Source organism: Tsukamurella sp. M9C, assembly GCF_020169415.1.
Classification (GTDB): domain Bacteria; phylum Actinomycetota; class Actinomycetes; order Mycobacteriales; family Mycobacteriaceae; genus Tsukamurella.
Map to the genome: position 1 here is coordinate 14,487 of NZ_JAIULG010000002.1, position 24,394 is coordinate 38,880.

At 71.4% G+C, this 24,394-nt stretch carries 22 protein-coding genes; 18 read left to right on the top strand and 4 right to left on the bottom strand.

Annotated elements, in window-relative coordinates; genetic code table 11:
* Positions 1-11 precede the first annotated feature (11 nt).
* The 3 genes from LB823_RS01370 to LB823_RS01380 all read left to right on the top strand — a co-directional run bounded on the left by LB823_RS01370 (position 12) and on the right by LB823_RS01380 (position 4,028).
* A complete protein-coding gene (locus LB823_RS01370; protein ID WP_224645187.1) occupies positions 12-1,040 on the top strand; it encodes an NUDIX domain-containing protein in 1,029 nt (342 codons plus the stop codon).
* Between the two features lie 9 nt (positions 1,041-1,049).
* The gene (locus LB823_RS01375) at positions 1,050-2,648 is read left to right on the top strand and encodes a serine/threonine-protein kinase (RefSeq protein WP_224644968.1); all 1,599 of its coding nucleotides are present in this window, start codon (positions 1,050-1,052) and stop codon (positions 2,646-2,648) included.
* 255 nt (positions 2,649-2,903) lie between these two features.
* Positions 2,904-4,028 carry a hypothetical protein gene (locus LB823_RS01380; protein WP_224644969.1) on the top strand — a complete coding sequence of 375 codons (1,125 nt, stop codon included), beginning with the start codon at positions 2,904-2,906 and terminating at the stop codon, positions 4,026-4,028.
* Positions 4,029-4,071: 43 nt separating this feature from the next.
* Here the strand turns inward: LB823_RS01380 and LB823_RS01385 are convergent, their stop codons facing one another.
* Positions 4,072-4,791 carry a hypothetical protein gene (locus tag LB823_RS01385; protein WP_224644970.1) on the bottom strand — a complete coding sequence of 240 codons (720 nt, stop codon included), beginning with the start codon at positions 4,789-4,791 and terminating at the stop codon, positions 4,072-4,074.
* Between the two features lie 152 nt (positions 4,792-4,943).
* Between LB823_RS01385 and pdxS the strand changes: the two genes are divergently transcribed.
* The 12 genes from pdxS to LB823_RS01445 all read left to right on the top strand — a co-directional run bounded on the left by pdxS (position 4,944) and on the right by LB823_RS01445 (position 16,931).
* On the top strand, positions 4,944-5,876 hold the full coding sequence (gene pdxS, locus LB823_RS01390) for a pyridoxal 5'-phosphate synthase lyase subunit PdxS (protein ID WP_224644971.1): 933 nt from the start codon (positions 4,944-4,946) through the stop codon (positions 5,874-5,876).
* 192 nt (positions 5,877-6,068) lie between these two features.
* Entirely contained in the window at positions 6,069-7,325 is a 1,257-nt protein-coding gene (locus tag LB823_RS01395; RefSeq protein ID WP_308011409.1) for an RDD family protein, read from the top strand.
* Positions 7,322-8,125, top strand: coding sequence for a PP2C family serine/threonine-protein phosphatase (locus LB823_RS01400; RefSeq protein ID WP_224644973.1), 804 nt, complete (start codon positions 7,322-7,324; stop codon positions 8,123-8,125). Before LB823_RS01395 ends, LB823_RS01400 begins: the two co-directional genes overlap by 4 nt.
* A gap of 20 nt (positions 8,126-8,145) precedes the next feature.
* Positions 8,146-8,970: an acyl-CoA thioesterase II gene (locus LB823_RS01405; RefSeq protein WP_224644974.1), complete on the top strand. Its 825-nt coding sequence runs from the start codon at positions 8,146-8,148 to the stop codon at positions 8,968-8,970.
* A gap of 27 nt (positions 8,971-8,997) precedes the next feature.
* Positions 8,998-9,603, top strand: a complete 606-nt coding sequence (gene pdxT, locus LB823_RS01410; protein WP_224644975.1) for a pyridoxal 5'-phosphate synthase glutaminase subunit PdxT — start codon at positions 8,998-9,000, stop codon at positions 9,601-9,603.
* A gap of 37 nt (positions 9,604-9,640) precedes the next feature.
* The gene (locus LB823_RS01415) at positions 9,641-11,023 is read left to right on the top strand and encodes a wax ester/triacylglycerol synthase family O-acyltransferase (RefSeq protein WP_224645188.1); all 1,383 of its coding nucleotides are present in this window, start codon (positions 9,641-9,643) and stop codon (positions 11,021-11,023) included.
* Positions 11,024-11,068: 45 nt separating this feature from the next.
* The gene (locus LB823_RS01420; RefSeq protein WP_224644976.1) at positions 11,069-11,824 is read left to right on the top strand and encodes a YebC/PmpR family DNA-binding transcriptional regulator; all 756 of its coding nucleotides are present in this window, start codon (positions 11,069-11,071) and stop codon (positions 11,822-11,824) included.
* Positions 11,825-11,893: 69 nt separating this feature from the next.
* Positions 11,894-13,597, top strand: a complete 1,704-nt coding sequence (locus tag LB823_RS01425) for a VanW family protein (protein ID WP_224644977.1) — start codon at positions 11,894-11,896, stop codon at positions 13,595-13,597.
* A gap of 88 nt (positions 13,598-13,685) precedes the next feature.
* Positions 13,686-14,273: a crossover junction endodeoxyribonuclease RuvC gene (gene ruvC / locus LB823_RS01430; RefSeq protein ID WP_224645189.1), complete on the top strand. Its 588-nt coding sequence runs from the start codon at positions 13,686-13,688 to the stop codon at positions 14,271-14,273.
* Positions 14,270-14,869: a Holliday junction branch migration protein RuvA gene (ruvA, locus tag LB823_RS01435; protein ID WP_224644978.1), complete on the top strand. Its 600-nt coding sequence runs from the start codon at positions 14,270-14,272 to the stop codon at positions 14,867-14,869. The genes ruvC and ruvA overlap by 4 nt, the downstream gene beginning before the upstream one ends.
* Before the next feature lie 51 nt (positions 14,870-14,920).
* Positions 14,921-15,958, top strand: coding sequence for a Holliday junction branch migration DNA helicase RuvB (gene ruvB, locus LB823_RS01440; RefSeq protein WP_224645190.1), 1,038 nt, complete (start codon positions 14,921-14,923; stop codon positions 15,956-15,958).
* A 46-nt stretch (positions 15,959-16,004) separates the two neighbouring features.
* Complete coding sequence (locus LB823_RS01445; protein ID WP_224644979.1) at positions 16,005-16,931, top strand: SDR family oxidoreductase; 927 nt, start codon at positions 16,005-16,007, stop codon at positions 16,929-16,931.
* On the opposite strand, the gene LB823_RS01450 is transcribed toward LB823_RS01445, so the two are convergent.
* The 3 genes from LB823_RS01450 to LB823_RS01460 form a co-directional block, all read right to left on the bottom strand.
* The gene (locus LB823_RS01450) at positions 16,932-18,914 is read right to left on the bottom strand and encodes a glycosyltransferase family 39 protein (protein ID WP_224644980.1); all 1,983 of its coding nucleotides are present in this window, start codon (positions 18,912-18,914) and stop codon (positions 16,932-16,934) included.
* The gene (locus LB823_RS01455) at positions 18,911-20,167 is read right to left on the bottom strand and encodes a bifunctional glycosyltransferase family 2/GtrA family protein (RefSeq protein ID WP_224644981.1); all 1,257 of its coding nucleotides are present in this window, start codon (positions 20,165-20,167) and stop codon (positions 18,911-18,913) included. The genes LB823_RS01450 and LB823_RS01455 overlap by 4 nt, the downstream gene beginning before the upstream one ends.
* A gap of 70 nt (positions 20,168-20,237) precedes the next feature.
* Positions 20,238-21,260: an AraC family transcriptional regulator gene (locus tag LB823_RS01460; protein ID WP_224644982.1), complete on the bottom strand. Its 1,023-nt coding sequence runs from the start codon at positions 21,258-21,260 to the stop codon at positions 20,238-20,240.
* Positions 21,261-21,381: 121 nt separating this feature from the next.
* Between LB823_RS01460 and LB823_RS01465 the strand changes: the two genes are divergently transcribed.
* The 3 genes from LB823_RS01465 to LB823_RS01475 are packed head-to-tail and all read left to right on the top strand — an operon-like array spanning position 21,382 to position 24,387.
* Positions 21,382-22,362, top strand: coding sequence for a quinone oxidoreductase (locus LB823_RS01465; RefSeq protein WP_224644983.1), 981 nt, complete (start codon positions 21,382-21,384; stop codon positions 22,360-22,362).
* A gap of 35 nt (positions 22,363-22,397) precedes the next feature.
* Positions 22,398-23,282: a TauD/TfdA family dioxygenase gene (locus tag LB823_RS01470; protein ID WP_224644984.1), complete on the top strand. Its 885-nt coding sequence runs from the start codon at positions 22,398-22,400 to the stop codon at positions 23,280-23,282.
* A gap of 52 nt (positions 23,283-23,334) precedes the next feature.
* Positions 23,335-24,387: a 3-keto-5-aminohexanoate cleavage protein gene (locus LB823_RS01475; protein WP_224644985.1), complete on the top strand. Its 1,053-nt coding sequence runs from the start codon at positions 23,335-23,337 to the stop codon at positions 24,385-24,387.
* The last annotated feature ends 7 nt before the right edge of the window (positions 24,388-24,394 follow it).

Here is a 24,394-nt window from a genome sequence, read left to right on the forward strand (position 1 = left end):
GGGCCGCAGTGCTGAATCTCACCGCCACCACCGTGCTCGTCATCGGCCTGATCGTGATGGCCGTGCTGATCGTCGCGGCCCTGGCCTACCAGACGGCGCACCGTCTGGACCGGCTGCACGTGCGGGTCGACCTCTCGCTCGCCGCGCTCGACGCCGCCCTCGCCCGACGGTCCGCCGTCGCCCGCGCGGTCGCCGCCACGCTGCCGCCCGAGCAGGGGCAGATGCTCCGCGCCGCCGCCGACCGCGCCGAGAACGCCGCCCCCGAGGACCGGATGCCGATGGAGAACCGGCTCTCCGGAGCCATCGGTGCGATCGACATCGAGACCCTGCCGCGCTCGCTCGTCGCGGAGATCGCCGACGCCGACACCCGCGTGACGATGGCGCGCCGGTTCCACAACGACGCCGTCCGCGACACCCGCGCCCTGCGCGGCCGCCGGTTCGTGCGCTGGCTGTACCTGGGCGGCACCGCGCCGATGCCGCAGTACTTCGACATCGTCGACCGGGGCGGCATCCTCCCGGCGGCGCTGCTCGCCGTGAACGACGAGCGGCGCGTCTCGGCCCGGGTCATCGTCGTGGACCCCGACGGTGCCGTGCTCGTCGTCCGTGGCCACGAGCCCGTCCCGGAGGGAACGCGGCCCGCGGGCCACTGGTGGTTCACCGTCGGCGGGGGAGTCGAGCGCGGTGAGGACCTACGCGCCGCGGCCGCCCGCGAACTGCGGGAGGAGACGGGCCGCGTGCTCGCGCCGTCGGCGTTCGTCGGCCCGCTCTACCGCCGGGAGGCGGTCTTCTCCTTCGACGGCGAGGTGATCGACTCCGTCGAGTACTTCTTCGCCGTCGAGTGCGAGCGGTTCGACCCGGCACCGTCGGGCTGGACGGACCTGGAACGCCGGACGCTCGACGAGATGCGCTGGTGCACCCCCGACGAGATCCGGGTGCTCGCGGACCCCGTCTACCCCGCGGCGCTCGCCGACCTGATCCCCGATGTGCGGAGCGCGTTCGCGTCCGGGAAGGCGCCGGGCGAGCCGGCCGTGATCGAGTAGGGAGGCGCGATGCAACCGAAGGAGATCTCCGGATACCGGGTGGTACGCCGCCTCGGTGCGGGCGGCATGGGCGAGGTCTTCCTCGTCGAGCACCCGCGGCTGCCGCGGCAGGACGCGCTGAAGCTGCTCGGGCCGCAGCTCGGCGACGACCCGAGCTTCGCGACGCGCTTCCTCCGCGAGGCCGACATCCTGGCCGGCCTGCGGCACCCGAACATCGTCACGATCCACGACCGCGGCGAGTACGAGGGCCGGCTGTGGCTCGCCATGGAGTACGTCGAGGGCGAGGACGCGGCCCAGTACCTGCGGACGCGCGGCCCGCTGCCGCCCGCGATGGTCGCCGACGTGATCGAGCAGGTCGGGAGCGCCTTGGACTGGGCGTGGAGCGAACGCCGTCTGACGCACCGCGACGTCAAGCCGGGCAACATCCTGCTCGCGCCCGTGCGGCCGGGCCGGCCCGTCGGGGTGAAGCTGGCGGACTTCGGGATCGCCAAGGCCAGCGACGAGGCCAGCTCGCTCACGGCGACCGGCGTGGCCGTCGGGACCATGGCCTACCTCGCGCCCGAGGTGATCGAGGGCAATCCCCTGGACAACCGGGCCGACGAGTACTCGCTGGCCTGCGCGGCGTTCGAGCTGCTCACCGGCACACCGCCGTACGGCCCCGGCTCGCCCAGCTCGGTTCTGATGGCGCACCTGCAGGCGCCCGTGCCGGACCCGGCTGCGCGGGTGGCCGGCATCCCGCCCGGGCTGGCCCGCGTCTTCGAGCGGGCGCTGGCGAAGCAGCCGCGCGACCGGTTCCCCGACAACGCCGCCTTAGCTCGGGCATTCCGGGCTGCGCTGACCGCCCCGTCTTCGGCGCCGGCGCCGACACCGCACGTGGGGGCCGGGCCCACCGTGATCCGGCCGACCCCGCCGCCCACTCCGCCCTCGGCGTACACGCACGCCGCGCCTCCCGTGCCGGCCCAGGGGCTCGCGGGGACGCCGGTGCCTGCGTCGACGGCCGTCGGGGGCGTGGGCGCCGGGACGGCTCCGGCGCGCAACGGCCGCGTGTGGGCGTTGGCGGCCCTGGTGGCGGTGCTGGTGATCGCGCTCCTGGTGGTCGGCTACCTGGCGTTCGGCCGGGGTGGGGACTCCGCGTCGGCCGATCCGACGGGCACGCCTGTCCCGTCGGGCACTACCGCGCCAGCGGAGACGTCTGCGCAAGCCACGTCGGCGGCGCCGACGGGCGCCTCGGAAACCGCCTCGGCGCCGACGGTCCCGGGCACGGACGCCTACGGCTTCGTCGGGAGCCCGGCGCGGTGCGCGGGCGGTGAGACGCTGCAGCTGGCGCTGCTCACGTCGAAGGCGAACGGCGGCGGCTCCCGGGTCGTGATCTGCGGTTCCGCCGGTGAGTTCACCTACCGCGGCGCGCAGATCTCCGGGGATAACAGCGGTATCACGCTCACCGCGACCGGAAACGGTGCCGGCGTCTTCCGCGCCGTCAATCGCGATGCGAAGGGCAAGGACAAGGACGACACGATCTACACCGTGAGCTCCGGTGGCCTCGTGATCACCCGCGGCGACGGCCGCGCCGTCTCGTCGGAGCCCGCCCGCTCCGTCTGGACCCGCTGACCCCCGGTCAGTGGTGAGGCCGATGGTGTTGGACGCGATGTTCGACTGTTGAGCGGTTGACCGCCTATGAAACCCTGTCCGCGGTGGACACGGATTCATAGTCGGCAGCGGCTTTCGCCAGCCCGCGGACCCGGCGACCGGGGCATCCGCCTAGGCTACGTGCAGCGGCGTGGGGGCCGCAGTTCGATCACATCGGGGGATGCGACGTTGCTGAGAAGGCAATTCACTACCGGTTGGAACTGGGCGTTCGGTCCGATGGCGCCGCGCTACGGGCCGACGCCGAGTCGGTTGAGGACGACGGCGGCGGTGGTTGGGAGCCTCGCGGCCGCCCTCTCGTCGTGGTACTGGAACTCTTCGTCGATCGGAGTCGACAGGCTCTTCCAGGCCGCAGTGATGGGCGTCGTCAAGGTCGCGCTTATCGCTGCTTGCATCGTCCTGCTGTGCAGCTGTGCGTCGTTCTTCCTTCCGCGCGGGCGCGCGTCGGTCGATCCCTTCTGGTTGATGCGCAATCTCGGGGGACCACTGATCGCCTTCGTGGCACTGGTGGCACTCGTAACGGTGCCTGTCGTCGCCTCCGCCCTCGGCCCCGTGTCACTACTTCTGCTGCTGGGGCTGCCACTCTGGTTGGGGGCCGTGATCAACGCAGCCAGATTGGGCGCGGCGTACCAGTTCCGTCTCGGCGAGGCCCATCCGTCGCTGGCATCGGTGTGCATCCTTGCGACGGGCGCGTTCGGACTCGTGGAGGCGCTCACCAAGACGGCGGTGACCGGGCATGAGTTCGACCCGTTAGTCGTCTGGCTGCTAGTGACCTTCGTGGGTCCGGTCGCCACGATCGGGCTCGCGCTGTGGGACTTGCGAATCCACACGCCGCGTGTCGACCGCCTGACGATGGTGGCGCTGGCGGCAGTGATGGCCATGCTTGCGGGAGTCGTCGGCCATCTTGCCGGATGGCACGAAGGCGGGCGCCCCGATGTCGCCGACAAAGCAAGCGGAACGTCATCGAGCACCCCAACGCCCGAATCGATCGCTTCGACGCTGACACGGTCCGGATTCGTCGACGGCCCGAACTGCGAATCGCGTGGCACCGTCGTCTACCGCGCAGTCACGGATCCGGACCCGGAGAAGGGAGGGAACGGCTCTCGATTCGTCATCTGCGACGCGGGAGAGTCCCTGTGGTACCAGGGGCAGCGGCTGAGCAGGAGTGTCGGTGGGTACATGCCGGCCGACCGCACGCCGCGGGGATACCGCGCGACGCTCCGTTCGGAGGGTGCTACCGCGACCTACGAGTGCTTCTTCGATGCGAACCCGCTTTTCGTCGTGACGACGATGAACTCTCGCCTCGAGGAGCGCGTGATCTGGTCGAGTACAGGCCCGGCATAGAAGCCTGATGCGCTCACGCGAAACGGGAGATCCCGACGACGTCCTATTCCGATCGGACGACCGGGCCGCCTGCCCCGGCTTCGACGGTGACGACACGGCCGTCGCGGTGCGCGGCCGTGAGCACACCGTCGGTGTCGCGCACCGCCCAGTTCTCCGCCCAATAGGTGTAGCCGGGCACCACATCACGGACCGGGATTCCCCAGAAGGCGTGGTCCGGCACCGTCTGCACCTCGATCTCGTGGTCGTGGAGCATCACGCGCCATCCGTTCCAACTGACCTCGGGAGACCAGTCAGACACCGGCCGGCGCACGATCACAGGCACCGTCTGCCAGCCGTCCCGGATGTCCCAGATCCCCGGAGGGCAGTCAGGAGCGGCGAAGGCGTCACGTGCGGTTGCCGCGTCTGTGACGACGAACAGCTCGAAGGCGTGCGGGTCCTCGAGTTCCAGCCACCCAGCATCGATCGAGATGAATCGGCCGGAGTGGTCGATGAAGGTGCCCCCGACGGTGAACATCCAGTCGATCGCCATGTCGACTTCGTCAGCGACCGGACCGTGGATCACGAACTCCTCGGTTGATGCGCTGATCCGAGGGAGCGCCCCGTGCGCGATGTCGTCCGCAGTGAGGTACTCGTCCTCGCCGTCCGGCGACGGCGCCAGGGACCAGCGGTTCACGAAGTCCTCGACGGCCTCGGGCGCGAAGCCCGGTCCGACTTGAAGATCCGTGTCGATGAGGAATGGAAGTACGCCGACGGTGATGCTCATGGACGCGGCGTAGCCCTGCGTGGATGCCTACACATGCCGCCACTGTATCGACGATGTCGTGAAGTGCATGTCGTCTGCACTGTCCGGGTGAGCGCGCCCCGGCGACCCGGGCTGGGAAGCGCGCACCGTCATCGGGAATACTGGAGCCCCACATGTCCCAGCTACGAGGAGACCCATCAGTGACCACTGATCCCCAGACCGCACCCGTCACCGGCACCGCACGCGTCAAGCGCGGCATGGCCGAGATGCTCAAGGGCGGCGTGATCATGGACGTGGTGACCCCCGAGCAGGCGAAGATCGCCGAGGACGCCGGTGCGGTCGCGGTCATGGCGCTCGAGCGCGTGCCCGCCGACATCCGCGCGCAGGGCGGTGTCAGCCGCATGTCCGATCCGGACATGATCGACGGCATCATCGAGGCCGTCAGCATCCCGGTCATGGCGAAGGCCCGCATCGGCCACTTCGTCGAGGCGCAGATCCTGCAGGCCCTCGGCGTGGACTACATCGACGAGTCCGAGGTCCTGACCCCGGCCGACTACGCCAACCACATCGACAAGTTCGCCTTCACGGTGCCCTTCGTCTGCGGCGCGACCAACCTGGGTGAGGCGCTGCGCCGCATCACCGAGGGCGCGGCGATGATCCGCAGCAAGGGCGAGGCCGGCACCGGCGACGTCTCGAACGCGACCACGCACATGCGCAAGATCCGCGACGAGATCCGCCGCCTGACCTCGCTGCCCGAGGACGAGCTGTACGTCGCGGCCAAGGAACTGCAGGCCCCGTACGACCTGGTCGTCGAGGTCGCCAAGAACGGCAAGCTGCCCGTCACCCTGTTCACCGCGGGCGGTATCGCCACCCCGGCGGACGCGGCGATGATGATGCAGCTGGGCGCCGAGGGCGTCTTCGTCGGCTCCGGCATCTTCAAGTCGGGCAACCCGGAGCAGCGCGCCAAGGCGATCGTCGCCGCCACGACCTTCTACGACGACCCCGGCAAGCTCGCCGAGGTCTCCCGTGGGCTGGGCGAGGCGATGGTCGGGATCAACGTCGACGACATCCCGCAGCCGCATCGCCTGGCGGAACGCGGCTGGTAACGGCATGTCGCCCGCCGGTGTCCGACGATTCGCGCTAGCGTCGAGATGCGCGTGTCGGGCAGACGCGGGATCGAAGTGGAAGCAGTGAGGCGGAGGATGTCAGACCAAGCAACGGCCAGGGCCACCCGGGGGTACGGGGCCCAGACGTCCCTGGGCGGGTCGCAGGTGGAGGCCGCGCCCAACGTGTTGCGCGTGCTCGCGTACATCGCGGACCTGTGTCTCGCATCGGCGGTGGTCGCCATCGCCCTGATCGTCAACGTCGTGGCCGGGCTCGAGCTCGGCTGGGTGTTCCTCGGCGTCGGGGCCGCGGTCGCGATCATCGCGTCGATCGTGCTGCACGGCGTCTACGGCGCCAGCCCCGGCAAGCTGCTCGCGGGCCTCAGGGTGGTCGACGCGAACTCCCACCGCCCGATCGGCTTCCCGTCGTCCGCGATCCGCTCGGTCGTCTTCAACGTCCTGGCGCCGCTCGTATACCTCCCGGCCTGGTCGATCCTCGCCGACGGTGGCCGCCGCGGTGTCCACGAGAAGGCCTCCACGTCGACCGTGGTCGACGACGCCGACGTCGCGATCCCGGCCCGCGCGCAGGCACCCGCACCGTCGGGCCCGCTCGGCGGCCTCGTGACCGGCGATTCCGACAACACCCTGCAGCGCATCCCGACCCCGCTGCCGGAGGAGACCCGCGTCGACGCGGTCGCCGCCGGCGCGGCCACCGAGGTCGTCGAGACCGGGGAGCCGCGCGAGCGGCTGCAGCCGCCGTCGCTCCCGCCGCTCCCGGACGACGTGCCGGGCCTGCGCCCGATCCCGCCGCGCTTCGGCCCGCCGCCCACCGAGGGCGACGAGCCCACGACGGGCCTGCCGCCCGCCGCGGCCTTCGCGCCCCCGCCGGCGCAGGCCTCGCAGCCGCAGCCGCCCCAGCAGTTCGCCCCGCGCCCCAGCGGGCCCAGCGGGCCCACCGGTCCCAGCGGTCAGCCGCGCGGGCCGGTGCAGGGCCAGCCGCCCGTCGGCCCGCCCGCCGGCCGGCCGGTCGCGCCCCAGGGCGGTCAGCCGCTCCAGGGGCAGCCGCAGCAGGGCCAGCCCCAGCAGCCGCGTCCGGCGGCGCCCGCCCCCGCGGGCGGGGCGCCGATCGTCCTGCGCTTCGACGACGGCCACTCGGTCGACGTCCGCGGTGACGGCATCATCGGCCGCGAGCCGGTCGTCCCGCCCAGCGCGGACCCGGCGAAGGTCACCAAGCACGTGCTGGTCGACGACACCGCCTCGGTGTCGAAGACCCACTTGCTGTTCGGCATCACCCGCGGTGAACTGTGGGTGGAGGACGTGGGCTCGACCAACGGATCCGCGATCGCCCTCGGCGACTCGTGGACCGAGCTCACCAAGGGAGTCAGGTACGCCGTGGAGAAGGGCAGCGTCGTGCACATGGGTCAGCGCAGTTTCAAGGTGTTCGGCGGATGACGGCAGAAGCGGGGGAGGCGCGCTCCGAGATCGTCTACGGGGTGCAGGGCGGCGTCTCCATGAAGTGGGTCGCCATCAGCAATCCCGGTCGGGTGCGCCTGACCAACGAGGACGGTGCGCTCACCGGCCCCGGCATGTTCCTGCTCGCCGACGGCATGGGCGGCCACGACGCCGGCGAGGTGGCCTCTGCGGCCGCGCTCGAGGCGCTGGCCGAGGTCTTCGGCCCCGAGCCGGCCGACGCTCAGGTCGTGATGGAGCAGGTCGTCGACCGGCTGCGTGACGCGCACGCCGCGATCGAGGCCATCGACTCGGAGACCGGCAAGCGTGCGGGCACCACGGTGACCGGCGTCCTGCTCACCACCTACGAGGGCGTGCCGCACTGGCTGGTGGTCAACATCGGCGACTCGCGCACGTACCGGCTCGCGGAGGGCTACTTCGAGCAGCTCACGGTCGACCACTCGCAGGTCCAGGAGCTCATCAACGGCGGCTTCCTCAGCCCCGAGCAGGCCCGCGTCGACCCGCGCCGCAACGTGATCACCCGCGCGCTGGGTGCCGGCATGGAGCCCGACGCGGACTTCTGGATCGTGCCGGCCCAGCCGCACGAGAAGCTGCTCGTGTGCTCCGACGGCCTCAACGGCGAGCTCACGGACGACGAGATCCGGCAGATCCTCGAGAGCGACGTGCCGATCGACGAGTGCGCCGACCAACTCGTCGCCGCGGCGCTCAACGCCGGCGGCCGCGACAACGTCACGGTGATCGTGGTGGACGCCACCACGGAACCGACCGATCCGGACTGGTGACCTGAGTAGAGTCATCCCTCGTGGCTGACATCGAAGCGCTGCTGAGTCTCGAGCAGATCGACCGCGACATCTTCCGCGGCATTCACGCACCGTCGGTGCTGGTCCGGACGTTCGGCGGCCAGGTGGCCGGCCAGGCCCTGCGGTCGGCGATCGAGACCGTCCCGGACGCCATGCAGGTGCACTCGCTGCACGGCTACTTCCTGCGCCCCGGCAACCCGGACGCCGACACGGTGTTCCTCGTGGATCGCATTCGCGACGGCCGGTCCTTCTGCACGCGCCGCGTCAACGGCGTCCAGAACGGCGAGGCGATCTTCTCCATGTCGGCCTCCTTCCAGCTGCCGGGGCAGGAGGGCATCGAGCACGCCGACGAGATGCCGCCGACGCAGGACCCCGAGTCGGTGCTGAGCCCGCGGGAGGACCCCAACGCCACCCGCGAGAGCCTCGGGCTGTTCGAGGAGTGGAGCGACTGGGACATCCGGATCGTGCCGCAGGACGAGACGGTCCCATACGTCGGCCGGGCGGTGCACCAGCAGGTCTGGTTCCGGCATATCAAGCGCCTGCCCGACGACCTGAACATCCACGTCAGCGCCCTGGCGTACATGAGCGACATGACGTTGCTCGGCTCCGCGCGGGTTGCGCACCCGGGCGTCGACACCCAGGTCGCCTCCCTCGACCACGCCATGTGGTTCCTGCGGCCCTTCCGCGCCGACGAGTGGCTGCTCTACGACCAGACATCCCCGTCCGCGGGCGGTGGGCGCGCCCTCACTGCGGGCCGAATCTTCGCCCAGGACGGCACGCTCGTCGCCGTCGTCATTCAGGAGGGCCTGCACCGCTTCCGGGCGTGACCGCGCCGCCGTTTAGGCTGGCTCCCCGTGACCGTACGGATCGGAGTCCTCGCTCTCCAGGGTGACGTGCGCGAGCACCGCCACGCGCTCGAGGCGGCGGGAGCCGCCACGACGACGGTGCGGACGGCGGCGGACCTCGCCGCCGTGGACGGCATCGTCATCCCCGGTGGGGAGTCGACCACCATCAGCCGGCTGCTCGGCGTCTTCGACCTGTTCGACCCGCTCCGCGAGGCGCTCGCCGGCGGGCTCCCGGCCTACGGCTCGTGCGCGGGGATGATCCTGCTGGCCTCGGAGGTGCTCGACACCCGTCCCGACGCCCGGTGCCTCGGCGCCATCGACATGACGGTGCGTCGGAACGCCTTCGGCAGGCAGGTCGACTCCTTCGAGACCGACCTCGCGGTCGAGGGCGTCGACGGCGATCCCGTGCGCGCGGTCTTCATCCGCGCGCCGTGGGTGGAGCGGGTCGGCGAGGGCGTCGAGGTGCTGGCGAGGGTGCCTGCGGAGGCCGGCCCGACGGCGGGTACGGTTGTCGCTGTTCGACAGGGTGTGACGATGGCCACATCCTTCCATCCCGAGGTCACGGGCGATCTGCGGATCCACCGTCGCTTCGTGGACATCGTCCGGCGGGGATGACACCGCCGCCGCAGAGGGGAGTGGCGTCGTGAGCTACATGCCGGTGACCGATTCGATGTTCCTGATGGCGGAGTCTCGCGAGCATCCGATGCACGTCGGCGGCCTGCAGTTGTTCACGCCGCCCGAGGGCGCGGGACCCGATTTCGTGCGCTCCGTGGTCGAGACGATGCGCTCGCACGTCGCCGTGAGCGAGAAGTTCGGTCGCCGGCCCGCCGACCCCGTCGGGATCCTCGGCAACACCTGGTGGTCCGAGGTCGACTCCATCGACCTCGACTACCACGTCCGGCACTCCGCTCTGCCCCAGCCGGGCCGCATCCGCGAGCTCTTCCAGCAGGTCTCGCTGTGGCACGAGACCCTGCTCGACCGGCACCGTCCGATGTGGGAGGTTCACGTCATCGAGGGCCTCGAGGACGGGCGCTTCGCGGTCTACTCCAAGGTCCACCACTCGCTGGTCGACGGGGTCTCCGCGCTGCGGTACATGACCCTGGCGCTCTCGCCCGACCCCGACGACCGCGAGGGCCGCGTCGTATGGCAGCCCGGTCTCGGGCGCCGCCGGAAGCCGGAGACGGCGGCGGCACCGTCGAGGGGGGGCCTGCCGTTCAACCCGCTCAGCGCGGCGAAGCAGATCGGCGGCCTCACCGGCGAGGTGCTGGGCATGCTGCCCGCCTCGATGAAGGTCGCGGGCACGTCGATCCGCGACCACGACTACAAGGCGCCCTTCCAGGCCCCGCACACCATCTTCAACGTGCCGATCGGCGGCGCGCGGCGGTTCGTCGCGCAGTCGTACTCCCTGGACCGGATCGACGCGGTCCGGAAGAAGGCCGGCGCCACGGTCAACGACATCGTCCTCGCCATGTGCGGTGCTGCACTCCGGGCCTACCTGCTGGAGCTGAACGAGCTGCCGGACCGGTCGCTGACGGCGATGGTGCCGGTCTCGCTGCACAAGGAGGGCGCCGAGTCCTCGTCGAACGCCGTCGGCGCGGTGATCTCGACGCTGGCGACCGACCTCACCGACCCGGCGGCCCGCGTCACCGCGATCCAGGACTCGGTGCGCGCCGCGCGCAAGGTGATGGGGGAGTTGTCCCCGCTGCAGGTGTTGGCGTTGAGTGCGGCCAACATCGCGGGCCTCGCGCCGGGCATGCTGCCCGGGTACCGGGGCGTCGCGCGTCCGCCGTTCAACCTGGTCATCTCGAACGTCCCGGGGCCGCGCGAGGCGATGTATTGGAACGGCGCGCACCTCGACGGCGTGTACCCGGCGTCGATCCCGTGGGAGGGCCAGGCGGTGAACATCACCATCTGCACGAACAACCGGAATCTCGAGTTCGGGATCACCGCCTGCCGGACGTCGGTCCCCCACGTGCAGCGCCTCATCCACCACCTCGAGGACGCGTTGACGGAGCTGGAGAAGGCTTTCACGTAAACTCGCAGGGTTGATGCAGCGCACCCGAACGGAATCGAGGGATCGATGAGCGGCCATTCCAAATGGGCCACCACCAAGCACAAGAAGGCGGCGATCGACGCCAAGCGCGGCAAGCTGTTCGCCAAGCTGATCAAGAACATCGAGGTCGCCGCCCGGACCGGTGGTAGCGATCCCGACGGCAACCCCACGCTCTACGACGCCATCCAGAAGGCGAAGAAGACCTCGGTTCCCAACGACAACATCGAGCGGGCCCGCAAGCGCGGCGGTGGCGAAGAGGCCGGCGGCGCCGACTGGCAGACCATCATGTACGAGGGCTACGGCCCCAACGGCGTGGCGGTGCTGATCGAGTGCCTCACCGACAACCGCAACCGCGCCGCCGGTGAGGTCCGCGTGGCGATGACCCGCAACGGCGGCAACATGGCCGACCCGGGCTCGGTCTCGTACCTGTTCACCCGCAAGGGCATCGTCACCCTGGACAAGAACGACCAGGCCGAGGACGACGTGCTCATGGCCGTGCTCGACGCGGGCGCCGAGGAGATCAGCGACCTGGGCGACCAGTTCGAGATCATCTCCGAGCCCACCGACCTCGTCGCGGTCCGCAGCGCCCTGCAGGAGGCCGGCATCGACTACGAGTCGGCGGAGTCCGGCTTCCGCGCGTCGGTCGAGGTCCCCGTCGACGCCGACGGTGCACGCAAGGTGTTCAAGCTGGTCGACGCGCTGGAGGACAGCGACGACGTGCAGAACGTGTACACCAACGTCGACATCTCCGACGAGGTCCTCGCGGAGCTCGACGAGGACTGAGTGCCCTGAGATTGCCGTATCGCATCGCCCCTACTGTGCGGTAATAATGCGTCAGGATATTCTCAGGTTGTGACTTCCACCCGAACAGCGCTGCGGCGCGCCCCGGCCCTGGCTCTGGTGGCGGCCCTGCTGCTCGGGGCCGGCGGTGCCGCCGTCTGGGAGTCGGGGCGTGCCGAGACCGTCCACGGGGCCACCGCAGTGGGCGTGGAGTTCGGCGCGCTGGGACGCGACGATGCGACCCACCGCCTCGACGGCGCCGCCAAGCGGGTGGACGCGGAGCCGATCACGCTCCGCACCGCCAAGGGCGAGGTCCGGCTCCAGCCCGCACAGCTGGGGCTGACCATGGACGTGCCGGGCACCGTGCAGCGCGCGATCGACGAGCGCTCGCCGCTGCGCGACCTGATCGGCCTGGTCAGCGACCGGCACGTGCACCCCGCGTCCACGCTGAACCGGCAGGTCTTCGACGCCGCGATCACGAAGGCCGCCGGCGCCCTGACCTCGGAGGCCGGCGACGGCGCCGTGATCTACCGGGGCGGCAAGCCGGTGGCCGTCGAGCCCAAGGCCGGCGACAGGATCGACCTGGGCAAGGCGGCCGAAGCCGTCGCCGCCGCCTGGCCCGACTCCACCGACATCACCGTCCCCACGCAGGCCGTGACGCCCACCGTCTCCGCGGACGTGGTGCGCTCCGTCGCCACCGGGGCCGCCGCACAGGCGGTCGCCTCCGACGTCGTCCTGCGGCGCGACGCCGCGGGACAGGTGGCCGCTGGCACCGTCGGCCGCGTCTCCGGGGCCGACATCGGCACGTTCCTGTCCTTCCAGCCCGACGGTGCCGGCAACCTCGCGCCCAAGGTCGACCGGGAGGCCGCGAAGAAAGTCCTCGGCACGCGGCTCGAATCCGCCGTCGCCAAGCCCAAGGACGCGAGCTTCGACCTCTCGGGCGGCACCCCGACGGTGACCGAGGCCGTCCCGGGCCGCGAGGTCGTGTGGGACCCGACGATCGACGCCGTCACCAAGGCCGTCACCGAGCAGTCCACCCAGGGCCGCACCGCGACCGCGCAGTTCAAGGCCGTCGAGCCCAAGGTCTCGACCGCGAAGGCCAAGGAACTCGGCGTGCGCGAGGTGGTCAGCGAGTTCTCCACCGGCGGCTTCAGCGACGCCTCGGGAGTGAACATCCGCCGCGTCGCGCAGCAGGTGAACGGCGCCGTGGTGCTGCCCGGCGAGACCTTCTCCCTCAACGGCTACACCGGTCCCCGCGGCACCGCGCAGGGCTACGTCGAGTCCGGCATCATCAACAACGGCCGCCCCGACAAAGCCGTCGGCGGCGGCATCTCGCAGTTCGCCACCACGCTGTACAACGCGGCCTACTTCGCCGGCCTCGAGGACGCGGGCCACACCGAGCACAGCTACTACATCTCGCGGTACCCCGAGGCGCGCGAGGCCACCGTCTTCGAGGGCGCGATCGACCTGCAGTTCCGCAACGACACCCCCTACGGCATCGTGATCGAATCCAGCGCGGGCTCGTCGTCGGTGTCGGTGCGGATGTGGAGCACCAAGACCCGCGAGGTGTCGTCGAGCACCGGATCCCGCAGCCTGCCGACGCAGCCGTCGACCATCCGGCTCGCGAAGGGCCCGCACTGCGTCGCCAGCACCGGGCAGCCCGGCTTCACCACCAGCAACACCCGCACGATCACCGACGCCCGGAGCGGCAACGTCATCTCCCGACACACCCGCACCGTCAAGTACGACCCGGTGCCCACCGTCATCTGCGAGTAGCGGGCGCGTCGCTGCCTCCCGGCATCGGGCGGGCGGGTATGCTCTCGAACAAAGGTTTGACTGTTCGACGGTGCGCGGAGGTACGGCGATGCGGGTGATGGGGGTGGACCCCGGGCTCACGCGCTGCGGCCTGTCGGTGGTCGAGACCGGCGCGGGCCGCAAGGTCACGGCGCTCGACGTCGACGTCGTCCGCACGCCCGCGACGATGCCGCTCGCGGAGCGGCTGCTGGCGGTGTGGACCGCGGCGGAGTTCTGGATGGACACCCACGAACCCGACGTGATCGCGGTCGAGCGGGTCTTCGCGCAGCACAACGTCTCCACGGCGATGGGCACCGCGCAGGCGGGAGGCGTCGTCGCGCTCGCCGCCGCGCGCCGCGGCATCGACGTGCACTTCCACACCCCGTCGGAGGTGAAGGCGGCCGTCACGGGCAACGGCAACGCGGGCAAGGCCCAGGTGACGGCGATGATCACCCGGATCCTCGGGCTGCAGAAGGCGCCGGAGCCCGCGGACGCCGCGGACGCCCTCGCCCTCGCCGTCTGCCACAGTTGGCGGGCGCCGATGATCGCGCGGATGGCCGAGGCGGAACGTCGTGCGGCGGAACAGAAGAAGGTCTTCGAGCAACGGCTCGCGGCGCAGCGCCGCGCGGCGAAGAAGGTGACGGGGGGAGTGCGATGATCGCGTCGCTGCGCGGCGAGGTACGGCACATCGGTCTGGATCACGTGGTGATCGAGTGCGGCGGCGTGGGCTACAAGGTCCTCGTCGCGCCGAACACCGCGGGTGCGCTCACCCGGGGCAACGAGGGCTTCCTGCTCACGTCGATGGTCGTGCGCGAGGACTCGCAGACCCTCTACGGCTTCACCGATGGACCTCAGCAGGAGCTGTTCCACCTGGTGCAGACGGTGCAGGGCGTGGGGCCCCGGCTCGCCATGGCGGCCATCGCGGTCCTCGATCCCGCGCAGATGCAGACCGCGATCGCGGCGGGCGACCTCAAGACGCTGTGCCTGATCCCCGGGATCGGCAAGCGGGTCGCCGAGCGCATCCACGTCGAGCTCAAGGACAAGGTCTCGGCCGCGCCGTCCGACGGCGGCGGCGCCACCGGGGCGACGGTGCCGGCGGGCGGCGTCTCCCAGCAGCTCCTCGACGCCCTGGAGGGCCTGGGGTTCACTGCGAAGCAAGCCGAACCGGCGGTCGCCGCGGCCGTGGAGGCCGGGCCCGACAAGTCCGTCTCCGAACTGCTGCGCGACGCCCTGAAGTCCCTGGGACGCGGGTAGATGCACTACGACGACGAGGTGGGCAGCGAGTTCGACGAGGCCGAGGGCATCATGGGCCCGGCGGCGCTCACGGGCGACGACACCGAGTCGCTGCGCCCGAAGTCGCTCGACGAGTTCATCGGGCAGCCCAAGGTCCGCGAGCAGCTGCAGCTGGTCCTGCACGGCGCGAAGCTCCGCGGCGGCACCCCCGACCACATCCTGCTCTCCGGCCCGCCCGGCCTGGGCAAGACCAGCCTCGCGATGATCATCGCGGGCGAGCTGGGTACGGCGCTGCGGGTCACGTCCGGCCCCGCGCTCGAGCGCGCCGGCGACCTCGCGGCGATGCTGTCGAACCTCGTCGAGGGCGACGTGCTGTTCATCGACGAGATCCACCGCATGGCCCGCCCCGCCGAGGAGATGCTCTACCTCGCGATGGAGGACTTCCGGGTCGACGTGGTGGTCGGCAAGGGGCCCGGCGCTACCTCCATTCCGCTCGACGTGGCGCCGTTCACGCTGGTCGGGGCCACCACCCGGTCCGGCGCGCTCACGGGCCCGCTGCGCGACCGGTTCGGCTTCACCGCCCACATGGACTTCTACGAGACGGCCGATCTGGTCCAGGTCATCGAGCGCAGCGCGAAGATCCTCGGCATCACCATCGACCGGGAGGCCGCCGCGGAGATCGGCAGCCGCAGCCGCGGTACGCCCCGCATCGCCAACCGTCTGCTCCGCCGCGTCCGCGACTTCGCCGACGTCCGTGCCGACGGGACGGTCACCGTCGACGTCGCACGCGGGGCGCTCAAGGTCTACGACGTCGACGAGCTCGGCCTCGACCGCCTCGACCGCGCCGTGCTCGGCGCACTGATCCGCAGCTTCGGGGGTGGGCCCGTGGGTGTCTCGACGCTGGCCGTGGCCGTCGGCGAGGAGCCCGGCACCGTCGAGGAGGTGTGCGAGCCCTTCCTCGTGCGCGCCGGCATGCTGGCCCGCACCCCGCGCGGCCGCGTCGCGACGATGGCCGCCTGGCACCATCTCGGCCTGGAGCCTCCGGCGGGGGCACTCGCCACGGGCATCGAGGTCCGCGCCGACGTCGACCCGGACGAACGCCTCTTCTGACGCCTGTTCCCGGCCTGCTGCGCGGTCGAGCGGGTAGACAGGAGAGGTGGACCCGGTCGGGAAGGACCTGCGAGGCCGCGTGGCGGTCGTCGCCGGGGCGACGCGCGGCGCCGGCCGCGGCATCGCCGCAGGCCTCGCGGAACGGGGCGCGACCGTCGTGTGCACCGGCCGCAGCAGCCGCGACGGCGACCCGTCGATCACCTCCGACTACCCGCGGCGGGAGACGATCGAGGAGACGGCCGAGCTCGTGGACGCGCTCGGCGGCACCGGCGTCGCGGTACAGGTCGACCATCTCGATCACGAGCAGGTCTCCCGCCTCGCGGACCGCCTGCGTGCCGAGTACGGGCGGATCGACGCGCTGGTCAACGACATCTGGGGCGGCGAGCTGCTCAAGGGGCCGCCGCCGACGTGGAACACGCCGCTGTGGCGACAGGACCTCGATGCCGGGCTGCGCCTGCTCCGCCTCGCCGTCGAGACGCACATCGTGACCGCCCACTTCCTGACACCGCTCCTCATCGAGCGCCCCGGCGGATCGCTCGTGGAGATCACCGACGGGACCGCTGATTTCAACGCCGACACGTACCGGATCTCGGTCTTCTACGACCTCGCCAAGGCGTCGGTGAACAGGCTCGCCTTCTCCCAGGGGCACGAGCTCGCCGAGTACGGCGCGGCCGCGGTCGCAGTGACCCCGGGATGGCTGCGCTCCGAGATGATGCTCGACGCCTACGGGGTCACCGAGGAGGACTGGCGGACCGCCCTCGCGGAGCGTCCGGGCCGACCCACCGCGCCGCCGGCCTTCGGATTCTCCGAGTCGCCCCGCTTCGTCGGCCGCGGGATCGCCGCGCTCGCGGCGGATCCCGGCCGGGATCGATGGAACCAGCGGTCCGTCAGCTCCGCGGAGCTCGCCGCCGCCTACGGGATCACCGACGTCGACGGCACCCGGCCCGACAGCTGGGCCGGGCGCCGCGACTGATCACGCCTTCGGCGCGGTGAGGTCGTAGACCGTGACCCCGTCGACGGTCCGCGACGGATAAGTCGCCTCCACCCACGACCGGATCTCGGCCGCCGTCCCGGATCCGCCGAAGCCGCCGAAGCCGCCACCGGACTCGGCCAGGAAGTAGTGGATCCTGCCGTCCCGCACGTAGTCCTGGAACTGCGCGAGCGTGGGGGAGGGATCGGTGCCGTTGAAGCCGCCGATGGGCATCACCGGCTTCTCCGTGGCGAGCTGGTAGCCCGCCGCGGCGTTCGCGCCGATCGTCGCCGCGACCCACGTGTAGCGGTCCGCGTCGGCGAGCAGGAGCGCGGTCACCTCGGGGCCGGCCGTACTGCCCATCAGGAACGACGGTCCGCCGCCCCGCTCGTCCCCGCCCGGCCCACCGGTGCGGGCACCGTCGGGCCGCGTGCCGCCGGCCGTACCGCCGACACCGATGGGCCGCTCCATCCGGCCCTTGGCCCCGCCCGGTCCGAAGCCGTGCCCGCTCGAGGGGCCCGCCGAGACGATGGCGCCCTGCCGCGGCGTCGCGATGGTCTCGACGGTGAAGGCCACCTGACCGGCGAGCGCGGTGAACAGGGCCGTCGCGGCGATCGCCCCGGCGAGGCGCCGGGTGCGCGCGACCGCGGGGAGCAGGGTCGCGAGGATCGCCACCGTCGAGGCGACCGCCGCCACGGCGATCGCCCAGCGCAGCCACGGATTCCATTCCGGTGTCTGGTCCAGGATGTACCAGGCCGTCGCGCCCGTCGCGGCGACGGCGAGGGCCGCGACCGTGCGGACCCAGGCCCGGTCACGCTCCCGCCAGCCCACGGCCACTCCGATCGCGACCAGCGCCGCGATCGCGGGCGCCAGGGCCACGGTGTAGTAGGCGTGGAAGATGCCCGCCATGAAGCTGAACGTGATCCCTGTGACGAGCAGCCATCCGCCCCAGGCGATCACGGCGGCGCGATCACCGTCCGTGCGCGGGGAACGACCGCGCAGGACGAGCACCAGGACGATCGCGATCAACGCCGCGGGGAGCAGCCAGGCGATCTGTCCGGCCTGCTCGGGCTGGAACATGCGCAGGACGCCGGCGTCGCCGAACATCCCGCCTCCGCGGTGCCCGGGCATCTCCATGCCGGCGGGGAGCTCGAAGCCCGCGGGCATCTCCATGCCGCCACGGCCCGGCCCGACGCTGCCCTTCTCGTTCCCGTTGAGCCGGCCGAGGCCGTTGTAGCCGAGCGTGAGCTCGAGGATCGAGTTGTTCTGCGAGCCGCCGATCCACGGCCGGGACGAGGCGGGCCACAGCTCGACGGTCAGCAGCCACCACCCGGCGGCGACGACCATCGCGGCGCCCGCGGCGAACAGCTGCGCGACGCGCTTGCCGAGTTTCGGTGGCCCGGCGACCAGGTAGGTCAGCGCCAGCCCTGGCACGATGAGCATCACGGCGAGCTGCTTGGTGAGGAAGCCCAGGCCCACGAAGGCGCCGCACGCGATGAGCCACCGCCACCGGCCGTCCTCGACGGCGCGCAGCATCGCCCAGGTCGCGGCGATCATGAGCAGCACGAGCAGGGCGTCCGGGTTGTTGAACCGGAACATCATGGCCGCCACCGGCGTGACGGCGAGCAGGAGGCCGGCGAGGAGGCCGGCGCCGGGGCCGGAGCGGCGGCGCACCGTCGCGTAGAGGAGCGCGACGGACGCGACGCCGAGCAGCGCCTGCGGAACCAGCATCGCCCAGGAGTTCACGCCGAACAGGCGGGTGGACAGTTCCATCACCCACAGCGAGGCGGGCGGCTTGTCGACGGTGATGGAGTTCGCGCCGTCCGAGCTGCCGAAGAACATGGCCTTCCAGCTGACGGTGCCCGCCTGCACGGCGGCCGAGTAGAAGGCGTTGGCCCACCCCGCCCGGCCGAGCGACCACAGGTAGGCGATCGCCGTCCCCACCAGGAGGACGGCGACCGCGATGCGCTCGCGGCTCTTGGTCACTGGAGCCCGGCCTTCGCCGAGGTCGCCGACCGGAAGATCAGGCGCAGGCCCAGGAACCGCGTCACGGTCGCGACCAGGTTCGCCACCACGAGCACGGCGAGCTGCACGCCGCGCCCGGCATCGGGGGCGACACGAGCGAGGACCGTGAGGCTGCCGGAGGTGAGCGCCCACGTGAGCAGGAAGACCGCCAGGCCCTGCAGGTGGTGCCGCGCCGCGCCCTCCCGGCCCCGCACACCGAAGGTGAAGGAGCGGTTGGCCGCGATGTTGCCGACCGCCGTGATCAGCAGGGCCGCGAAGTTCGCGCCCTGCGCCCCGATCAGCGGGTGCAGCATCAGGTAGAGGATCGCGTACGCGACGGTGCTCGCCACGCCGACCGCGGCGAACCGGGCCAGCTGACCCACCATGTTGCGCGGCACGCCCGCCAGCTGCGGTTCCTCGCGGCCGAGGGCGCGGCGCACATCGTCGAGGGGGAGAGCGCCCCGGCCCAGTGCCCGCCCGACCCGGATCACGCCCTTGAGGTCCTTCTTCACGGTGTCGACGATGTCGACCCGGCTGTCGGGGTCGTCGGTCCAATCGACCGGGACCTCGTGGATCCGCAGGCCGGCGCGCTCGGCGAGCACCAGCAGCTCGGTGTCGAAGAACCACTCGCCGTCCTCGACCAGGGGCAGCAGCGCGCCGGCGACGTCGGTGCGGATGGCCTTGAAGCCGCACTGCGCGTCGGAGAACCGCACGCGCAGGGTGGTGTGCAGCAGCAGGTTGTAGCCGCGGGAGATGAGCTCGCGCTTCGGCCCGCGCACGACGTTCGCGCCCCGTCCGAGGCGGGTGCCGATCGCGAGATCGCTGTGGCCGGAGAGCAGGGGGGCGACCAAGGGATGCAGCGCCCTGAGGTCGGTCGAGAGGTCCACGTCCATGTACACGAGGACGCGCGCATCGGAATCCGCCCACACCCGGCGCAGGGCGCGGCCGCGCCCCTTGGCGTCGAGGTGCACGACGCGCACGCCGTCGATCGCGGCGGCGAGCGAGTGCGCCACGCGCAGGGTGTCGTCCGTGCTGGCGTTGTCGGCGATGGTGATCCGCGCCGGGATGTCGAGCTCGGCGTCGAGGTACTCGCGGAGCGTCTCCACGCAGTGCGCGATCGTGTGGGCCTCGTTGTAGACGGGGATCACGATGTCGAGGACGGGGGTGGTCCCGGAGCGACCGGGCAGCGCGGCTCCGGTCTCGACCGTGCGGTCGGGTGCGGTCTCGGTTGTCATGGCAGCAACCCTCGGTCGCCGCGCTGGAGCTACCCTGCGGGCGGTCTGTGCACCTGCTGGGAGACGTCGTTCATCGGTCGCCGCCCGCCGCGGCGGCGCGCCATTGCCGGGGCGTGGTGTCGAACCGGCCGCGGAACCAGCGGGAGAAGTTCGACGGGCTGGAGAAGGCCAGGATGCCGGCGATCTCGGCGAACGAGTAGGTGCGTCCGGCGACCAGGTGTCGGGCCAGCGCGGCGCGGGCGTCGTCGACGACCTCGGTGAAGGTCGTGTCCTCGGCCGCGAGCCGCCGGTGGACGGTGCGCCGGTCCACCCCGAGGCTGCGCGCGACCTGCTCGGCGGAACACCGCCCGGTGGGGAGCAGCAGGTCGACGAGCTCGCGGATGCGGGCCGTCGCGTCCCGTCCGCGGGCGTCGCCGCCGTCGAGGAGCCTGCGGGTGTACTCGCGCAGCTGCGGGTCCGAGGTCGCGGTCGCGCGGTCGAGATCGCTCGCGGGAAGCCGGATCCCGTTGTGGTCGGCATCGAAGTGCAGGGCGCCGCCGAACATCCGCCGCGCGGTCTCGACCCGCACCGGCGGGGGATGGCCGAAGGACACCGACAGGGGAGTCCAGTCCCGGCCGAGCAGCTCGCGCAGCACGCCATACACCACGCCGACGGCGAGGTCGACGGCCTGCCGGTCGGGTGCGGGGCGCTCGAGGTCGAGTTCGACGCGCACGGTGGCGATCCCGTCGGCGACGGACAACCGGGTGTGCAGGGCCTCGTTGTACATCCGTTCGTGCCGGATCAGGACCTGCAGCGCGCTGCGGACGTCCGGCTCCTCCCGCAGCACCAGGCTGAGCGGGCCGAGGTGCGACAGCCGCCGAAGCTCCGCGAGGCGCAGCCCCAGGTCGTCCCGCCCGGTGACCGCCGCGGTGCGTTCGAGCAGGTCGTTCACCGCGTCCGCCGGGATCCAGCGGTCCTGGACCGTGACGCCGCTCGGGTCCAGCCCGCTCGCGCGGAGCAGCAGGCGCGGGTCGGCGCCCAGGGTGCGCGTGAGCTCGGAGAAGTTGGCCAGCGACGCGTAGCGCGCCAGGGGTCGCTTGGCTGTGACCACCATCACCTCCGTGTCCCGATGTGAATAGTCATCCGTCCCGTAGGGAACAGTTTACGCCGAACTTCGCTCGTACTGTCATCTGCATCACATCCCGAGAACCGCTCCGGCGAGAGGAATCCACGACATGGCGAACGCGATCCGCTTCCACGAGACCGGCGGACCCGACGTGCTGCGGCTCGACGACGTCGAGGTGGGCGCACCCGGTGTCGGCGAGGTGCGCGTGCGGCACCACGCCATCGGCCTGAACTTCGCGGACATCTACTACCGCACCGGCCTGTACCCGGTGCCCCTGCCGAACGGCATGGGCGTCGAGGCGTCGGGCGTCGTGGAGGAGGTGGGACCGGGCGTCGAGGACTTCGCTCCCGGCGACCGCGTGACCTACACCTACACCGGCACCCCCCTCGGCGCGTACAGCACCGAGTTCGTGCTCCCGGCCCGGCACCTGATCCACCTGCCCGACGGCGTGGACTTCACCACCGCCGCCGCCTGCACGATGCGCGGCCTCACCGCGGCGTACCTGATGCGGCGCATCCACCCGTACCGCGAGGGCGACACGATCCTGCTGCACGCGGCCGCAGGCGGCGTCGGGCTCATCGTCGCGCAGTGGGCGAAGCTGCTGGGCCTGACCGTGATCGGCACCGTCTCCACCGAGGAGAAGGCCGAGGTCGCCCGCGCGAACGGCGTGGACCACATCGTCTACTACCGCCGCGAGGACACCGCGCAGCGCGTCCGCGAGCTGACCGGCGGGGCGGGCGTCCCCGTCGTGCTGGACAGCATCGGCGCGGCCACCGTCGAAGCGTCTCTGAACAGCCTCGCCAAGCGCGGCCTGCTCGTCTGCTTCGGGACGTCGTCCGGGCCGATCCCGCCGATCGACCCGATGCAGCTCGCCATCAAGGGCTCGCTGTTCGTCACCCGGCCCGGACTCGCCGACTACATCGCCGACCCCGCCGAGCGGGCCGACCTCGCGGGCGAGCTGTTCGGCCACATCGCGGCCGGCCGCATCACGATCCAGGTGGGGCAGACCTACCCGCTGGCCGACGCCGCCCGCGCGCACAAGGAGCTCGAGTCCGGAGCTCTCACCGGATCGTCGATCCTCCTCCCCTGAACCCGAACTCCGAGAACGAGAAACCAGGCAGCACCATGACCGTCACCTCCGCCCCCCGGACCACCGGAACCATGCGCGCCCAGCGCCTCACCGCCCACATCGGTGCCGAAGTCACCGACGTGGACCTCGCCGAGGTGGCGCACGACGAAGCCCGGTTCGCCGAGCTGCGCGCCCTGCTCGTCGAGCACAAGGTCCTGTTCTTCCGCGATCAGCCGATCAGCCGCGCCGATCACGTCGCCCTCGCTCGGCGCTTCGGCGACCTCGAGGATCACCCCGTGCTGGGCAGCGACCCCGAGCACCCCGGCCTGGTCCGCATCTACAAGGACCTCGACAGCGACCGCGAGGCGTACGAGAACTCCTTCCACTGCGACGCCACCTGGCGCGAGTGCCCGCCCTTCGGGTCCGTCCTGCGCTGCGTCGAGGGGCCCGAGGTGGGCGGCGACACCATCTGGGTCGACATGGTGGCCGCCTACAGCGCCCTCCCCGCGGAGGTCAAGGAGCGGATCGAGGGCCTGCGCGCACGGCATTCCCTCGAATCCAGCTTCGGGGCGCGCATGCCGATCGAGCAGCGGCACGCCCTGCACGCGAAGTTCCCGGACGCCGAGCACCCCGTCGTGCGCACGCACCCGGAGACCGGCGAGAAGATCCTGTTCGTCAATTCCTTCGCGACGCACTTCACGAACTTCCACAACGACGCGAACGTCCGCTTCGGCTTCGACTACGCGCCCGGCGCGGGCGAGCTCCTGCAGTACCTGCAGCGCCAGGCCGCCGTGCCCGAGTTCCAGGTGCGCTGGCGCTGGACCCGGGACAGCTTCGCGATCTGGGACAACCGCTGCACCCAGCACTACGCCGTCCAGGACTACTGGCCGGCCGTGCGCCGGATGGAGCGCGCCGGCATCGTCGGCGACCGCCCGTACTGACCCCCACACACCGAGACACCCAGCCCCACAACCACGCACGAGGAGAACCATCATGCATTTCCACGACGACGCCCTGTTCCCCGAGGTTCAGGAGAAGCAGGTCATCACCGTCGCGCCGTACGGCCCCGAGTGGGAGCTCGACGACTTCCGCGAGGACCTGCCGCTCACCATGGAGCAGCACGTCCAGCAGGCCGTCGACTGCTACGAGGCCGGCGCCACGGTCCTGCACATCCACGTCCGCGAGGAGGACGGCCACGGCTCCAAGCGGCTGTCCAAGTTCAACGAGCTGCTCTCCGGCCTGCGCGAGGCCGTGCCGGACATGATCCTGCAGGTCGGCGGCTCGATCTCCTTCGCCCCCGAGGGCGAGGGCGCCGACGCCAAGTGGCTCTCCGACGACACCCGGCACATGCTGGCCGAGCTCGACCCCAAGCCCGACCAGGTCACCATCGCCATCAACACCAGCCAGATGAACATCATGGAGCTGATGACCGAGGGCGACATCGAGGGCACGTCCATGCAGCGCCCCGAGCTGTACGACACGTACCGCGAGATGACGGTGCCCGCCGGACCCGAGTGGGTCGAGGAGCACCTGCGCCGCCTGACCGCCAACGGCATTCAGCCGCACTTCCAGCTCAGCTCGATCCCGCAGCTGGAGACCGTGGAGCGCCTGATCCGCCGCGGCAAGTACATGGGCCCGCTCAACCTCACCTGGGTCGGCATCGGCGGCGGTTTCGACGGTCCGAACCCGTACAACATCATGAATTTCATCAACCGCGTCCCCGACGGCGCGATCCTCACCCTCGAGACCCTGATGCGCTCGGTGCTCCCCGTGAACACCATGGCCATCGCGATGGGTCTGCACACCCGGTGCGGCAACGAGGACACCATCTGGGGCCGTCCCGGCGAGAAGATCACGTCCGTCGACCAGGTCAAGCAGCTGGTGCGGATCAGCCACGAGCTCGGTCGCGACGTCGCCACCGGCAAGGAGGCCCGCGACATCTACCACATCGGCGAGCAGTACGGCTCCGTCGACGAGACCCTCGCCAAGCTGGGCTACGCGCCGAACCGGCAGCTCGGTCAGCTCGGATTCACGCAGCACGCCTGAACGGATG

Bases quoted from the DNA above. Each gene is read 5' to 3' on its own strand.
- LB823_RS01375 (WP_224644968.1), top strand. From the start codon at position 1,050: ATGCAACCGAAGGAGATCTCCGGATACCGGGTGGTACGCCGCCTCGGT.
- LB823_RS01380 (WP_224644969.1), top strand. From the start codon at position 2,904: ATGGCGCCGCGCTACGGGCCGACGCCGAGTCGGTTGAGGACGACGGCG.
- LB823_RS01385 (WP_224644970.1), bottom strand. From the start codon at position 4,791: ATGAGCATCACCGTCGGCGTACTTCCATTCCTCATCGACACGGATCTT.
- pdxS (WP_224644971.1), top strand. From the start codon at position 4,944: ATGTCCCAGCTACGAGGAGACCCATCAGTGACCACTGATCCCCAGACC.
- LB823_RS01400 (WP_224644973.1), top strand. From the start codon at position 7,322: ATGACGGCAGAAGCGGGGGAGGCGCGCTCCGAGATCGTCTACGGGGTG.
- LB823_RS01415 (WP_224645188.1), top strand. From the start codon at position 9,641: ATGCCGGTGACCGATTCGATGTTCCTGATGGCGGAGTCTCGCGAGCAT.
- LB823_RS01420 (WP_224644976.1), top strand. From the start codon at position 11,069: ATGAGCGGCCATTCCAAATGGGCCACCACCAAGCACAAGAAGGCGGCG.
- ruvC (WP_224645189.1), top strand. From the start codon at position 13,686: ATGCGGGTGATGGGGGTGGACCCCGGGCTCACGCGCTGCGGCCTGTCG.
- ruvA (WP_224644978.1), top strand. From the start codon at position 14,270: ATGATCGCGTCGCTGCGCGGCGAGGTACGGCACATCGGTCTGGATCAC.
- ruvB (WP_224645190.1), top strand. From the start codon at position 14,921: ATGGGCCCGGCGGCGCTCACGGGCGACGACACCGAGTCGCTGCGCCCG.
- LB823_RS01455 (WP_224644981.1), bottom strand. From the start codon at position 20,167: ATGACAACCGAGACCGCACCCGACCGCACGGTCGAGACCGGAGCCGCG.
- LB823_RS01460 (WP_224644982.1), bottom strand. From the start codon at position 21,260: ATGGTGGTCACAGCCAAGCGACCCCTGGCGCGCTACGCGTCGCTGGCC.
- LB823_RS01465 (WP_224644983.1), top strand. From the start codon at position 21,382: ATGGCGAACGCGATCCGCTTCCACGAGACCGGCGGACCCGACGTGCTG.
- LB823_RS01470 (WP_224644984.1), top strand. From the start codon at position 22,398: ATGACCGTCACCTCCGCCCCCCGGACCACCGGAACCATGCGCGCCCAG.
- LB823_RS01475 (WP_224644985.1), top strand. From the start codon at position 23,335: ATGCATTTCCACGACGACGCCCTGTTCCCCGAGGTTCAGGAGAAGCAG.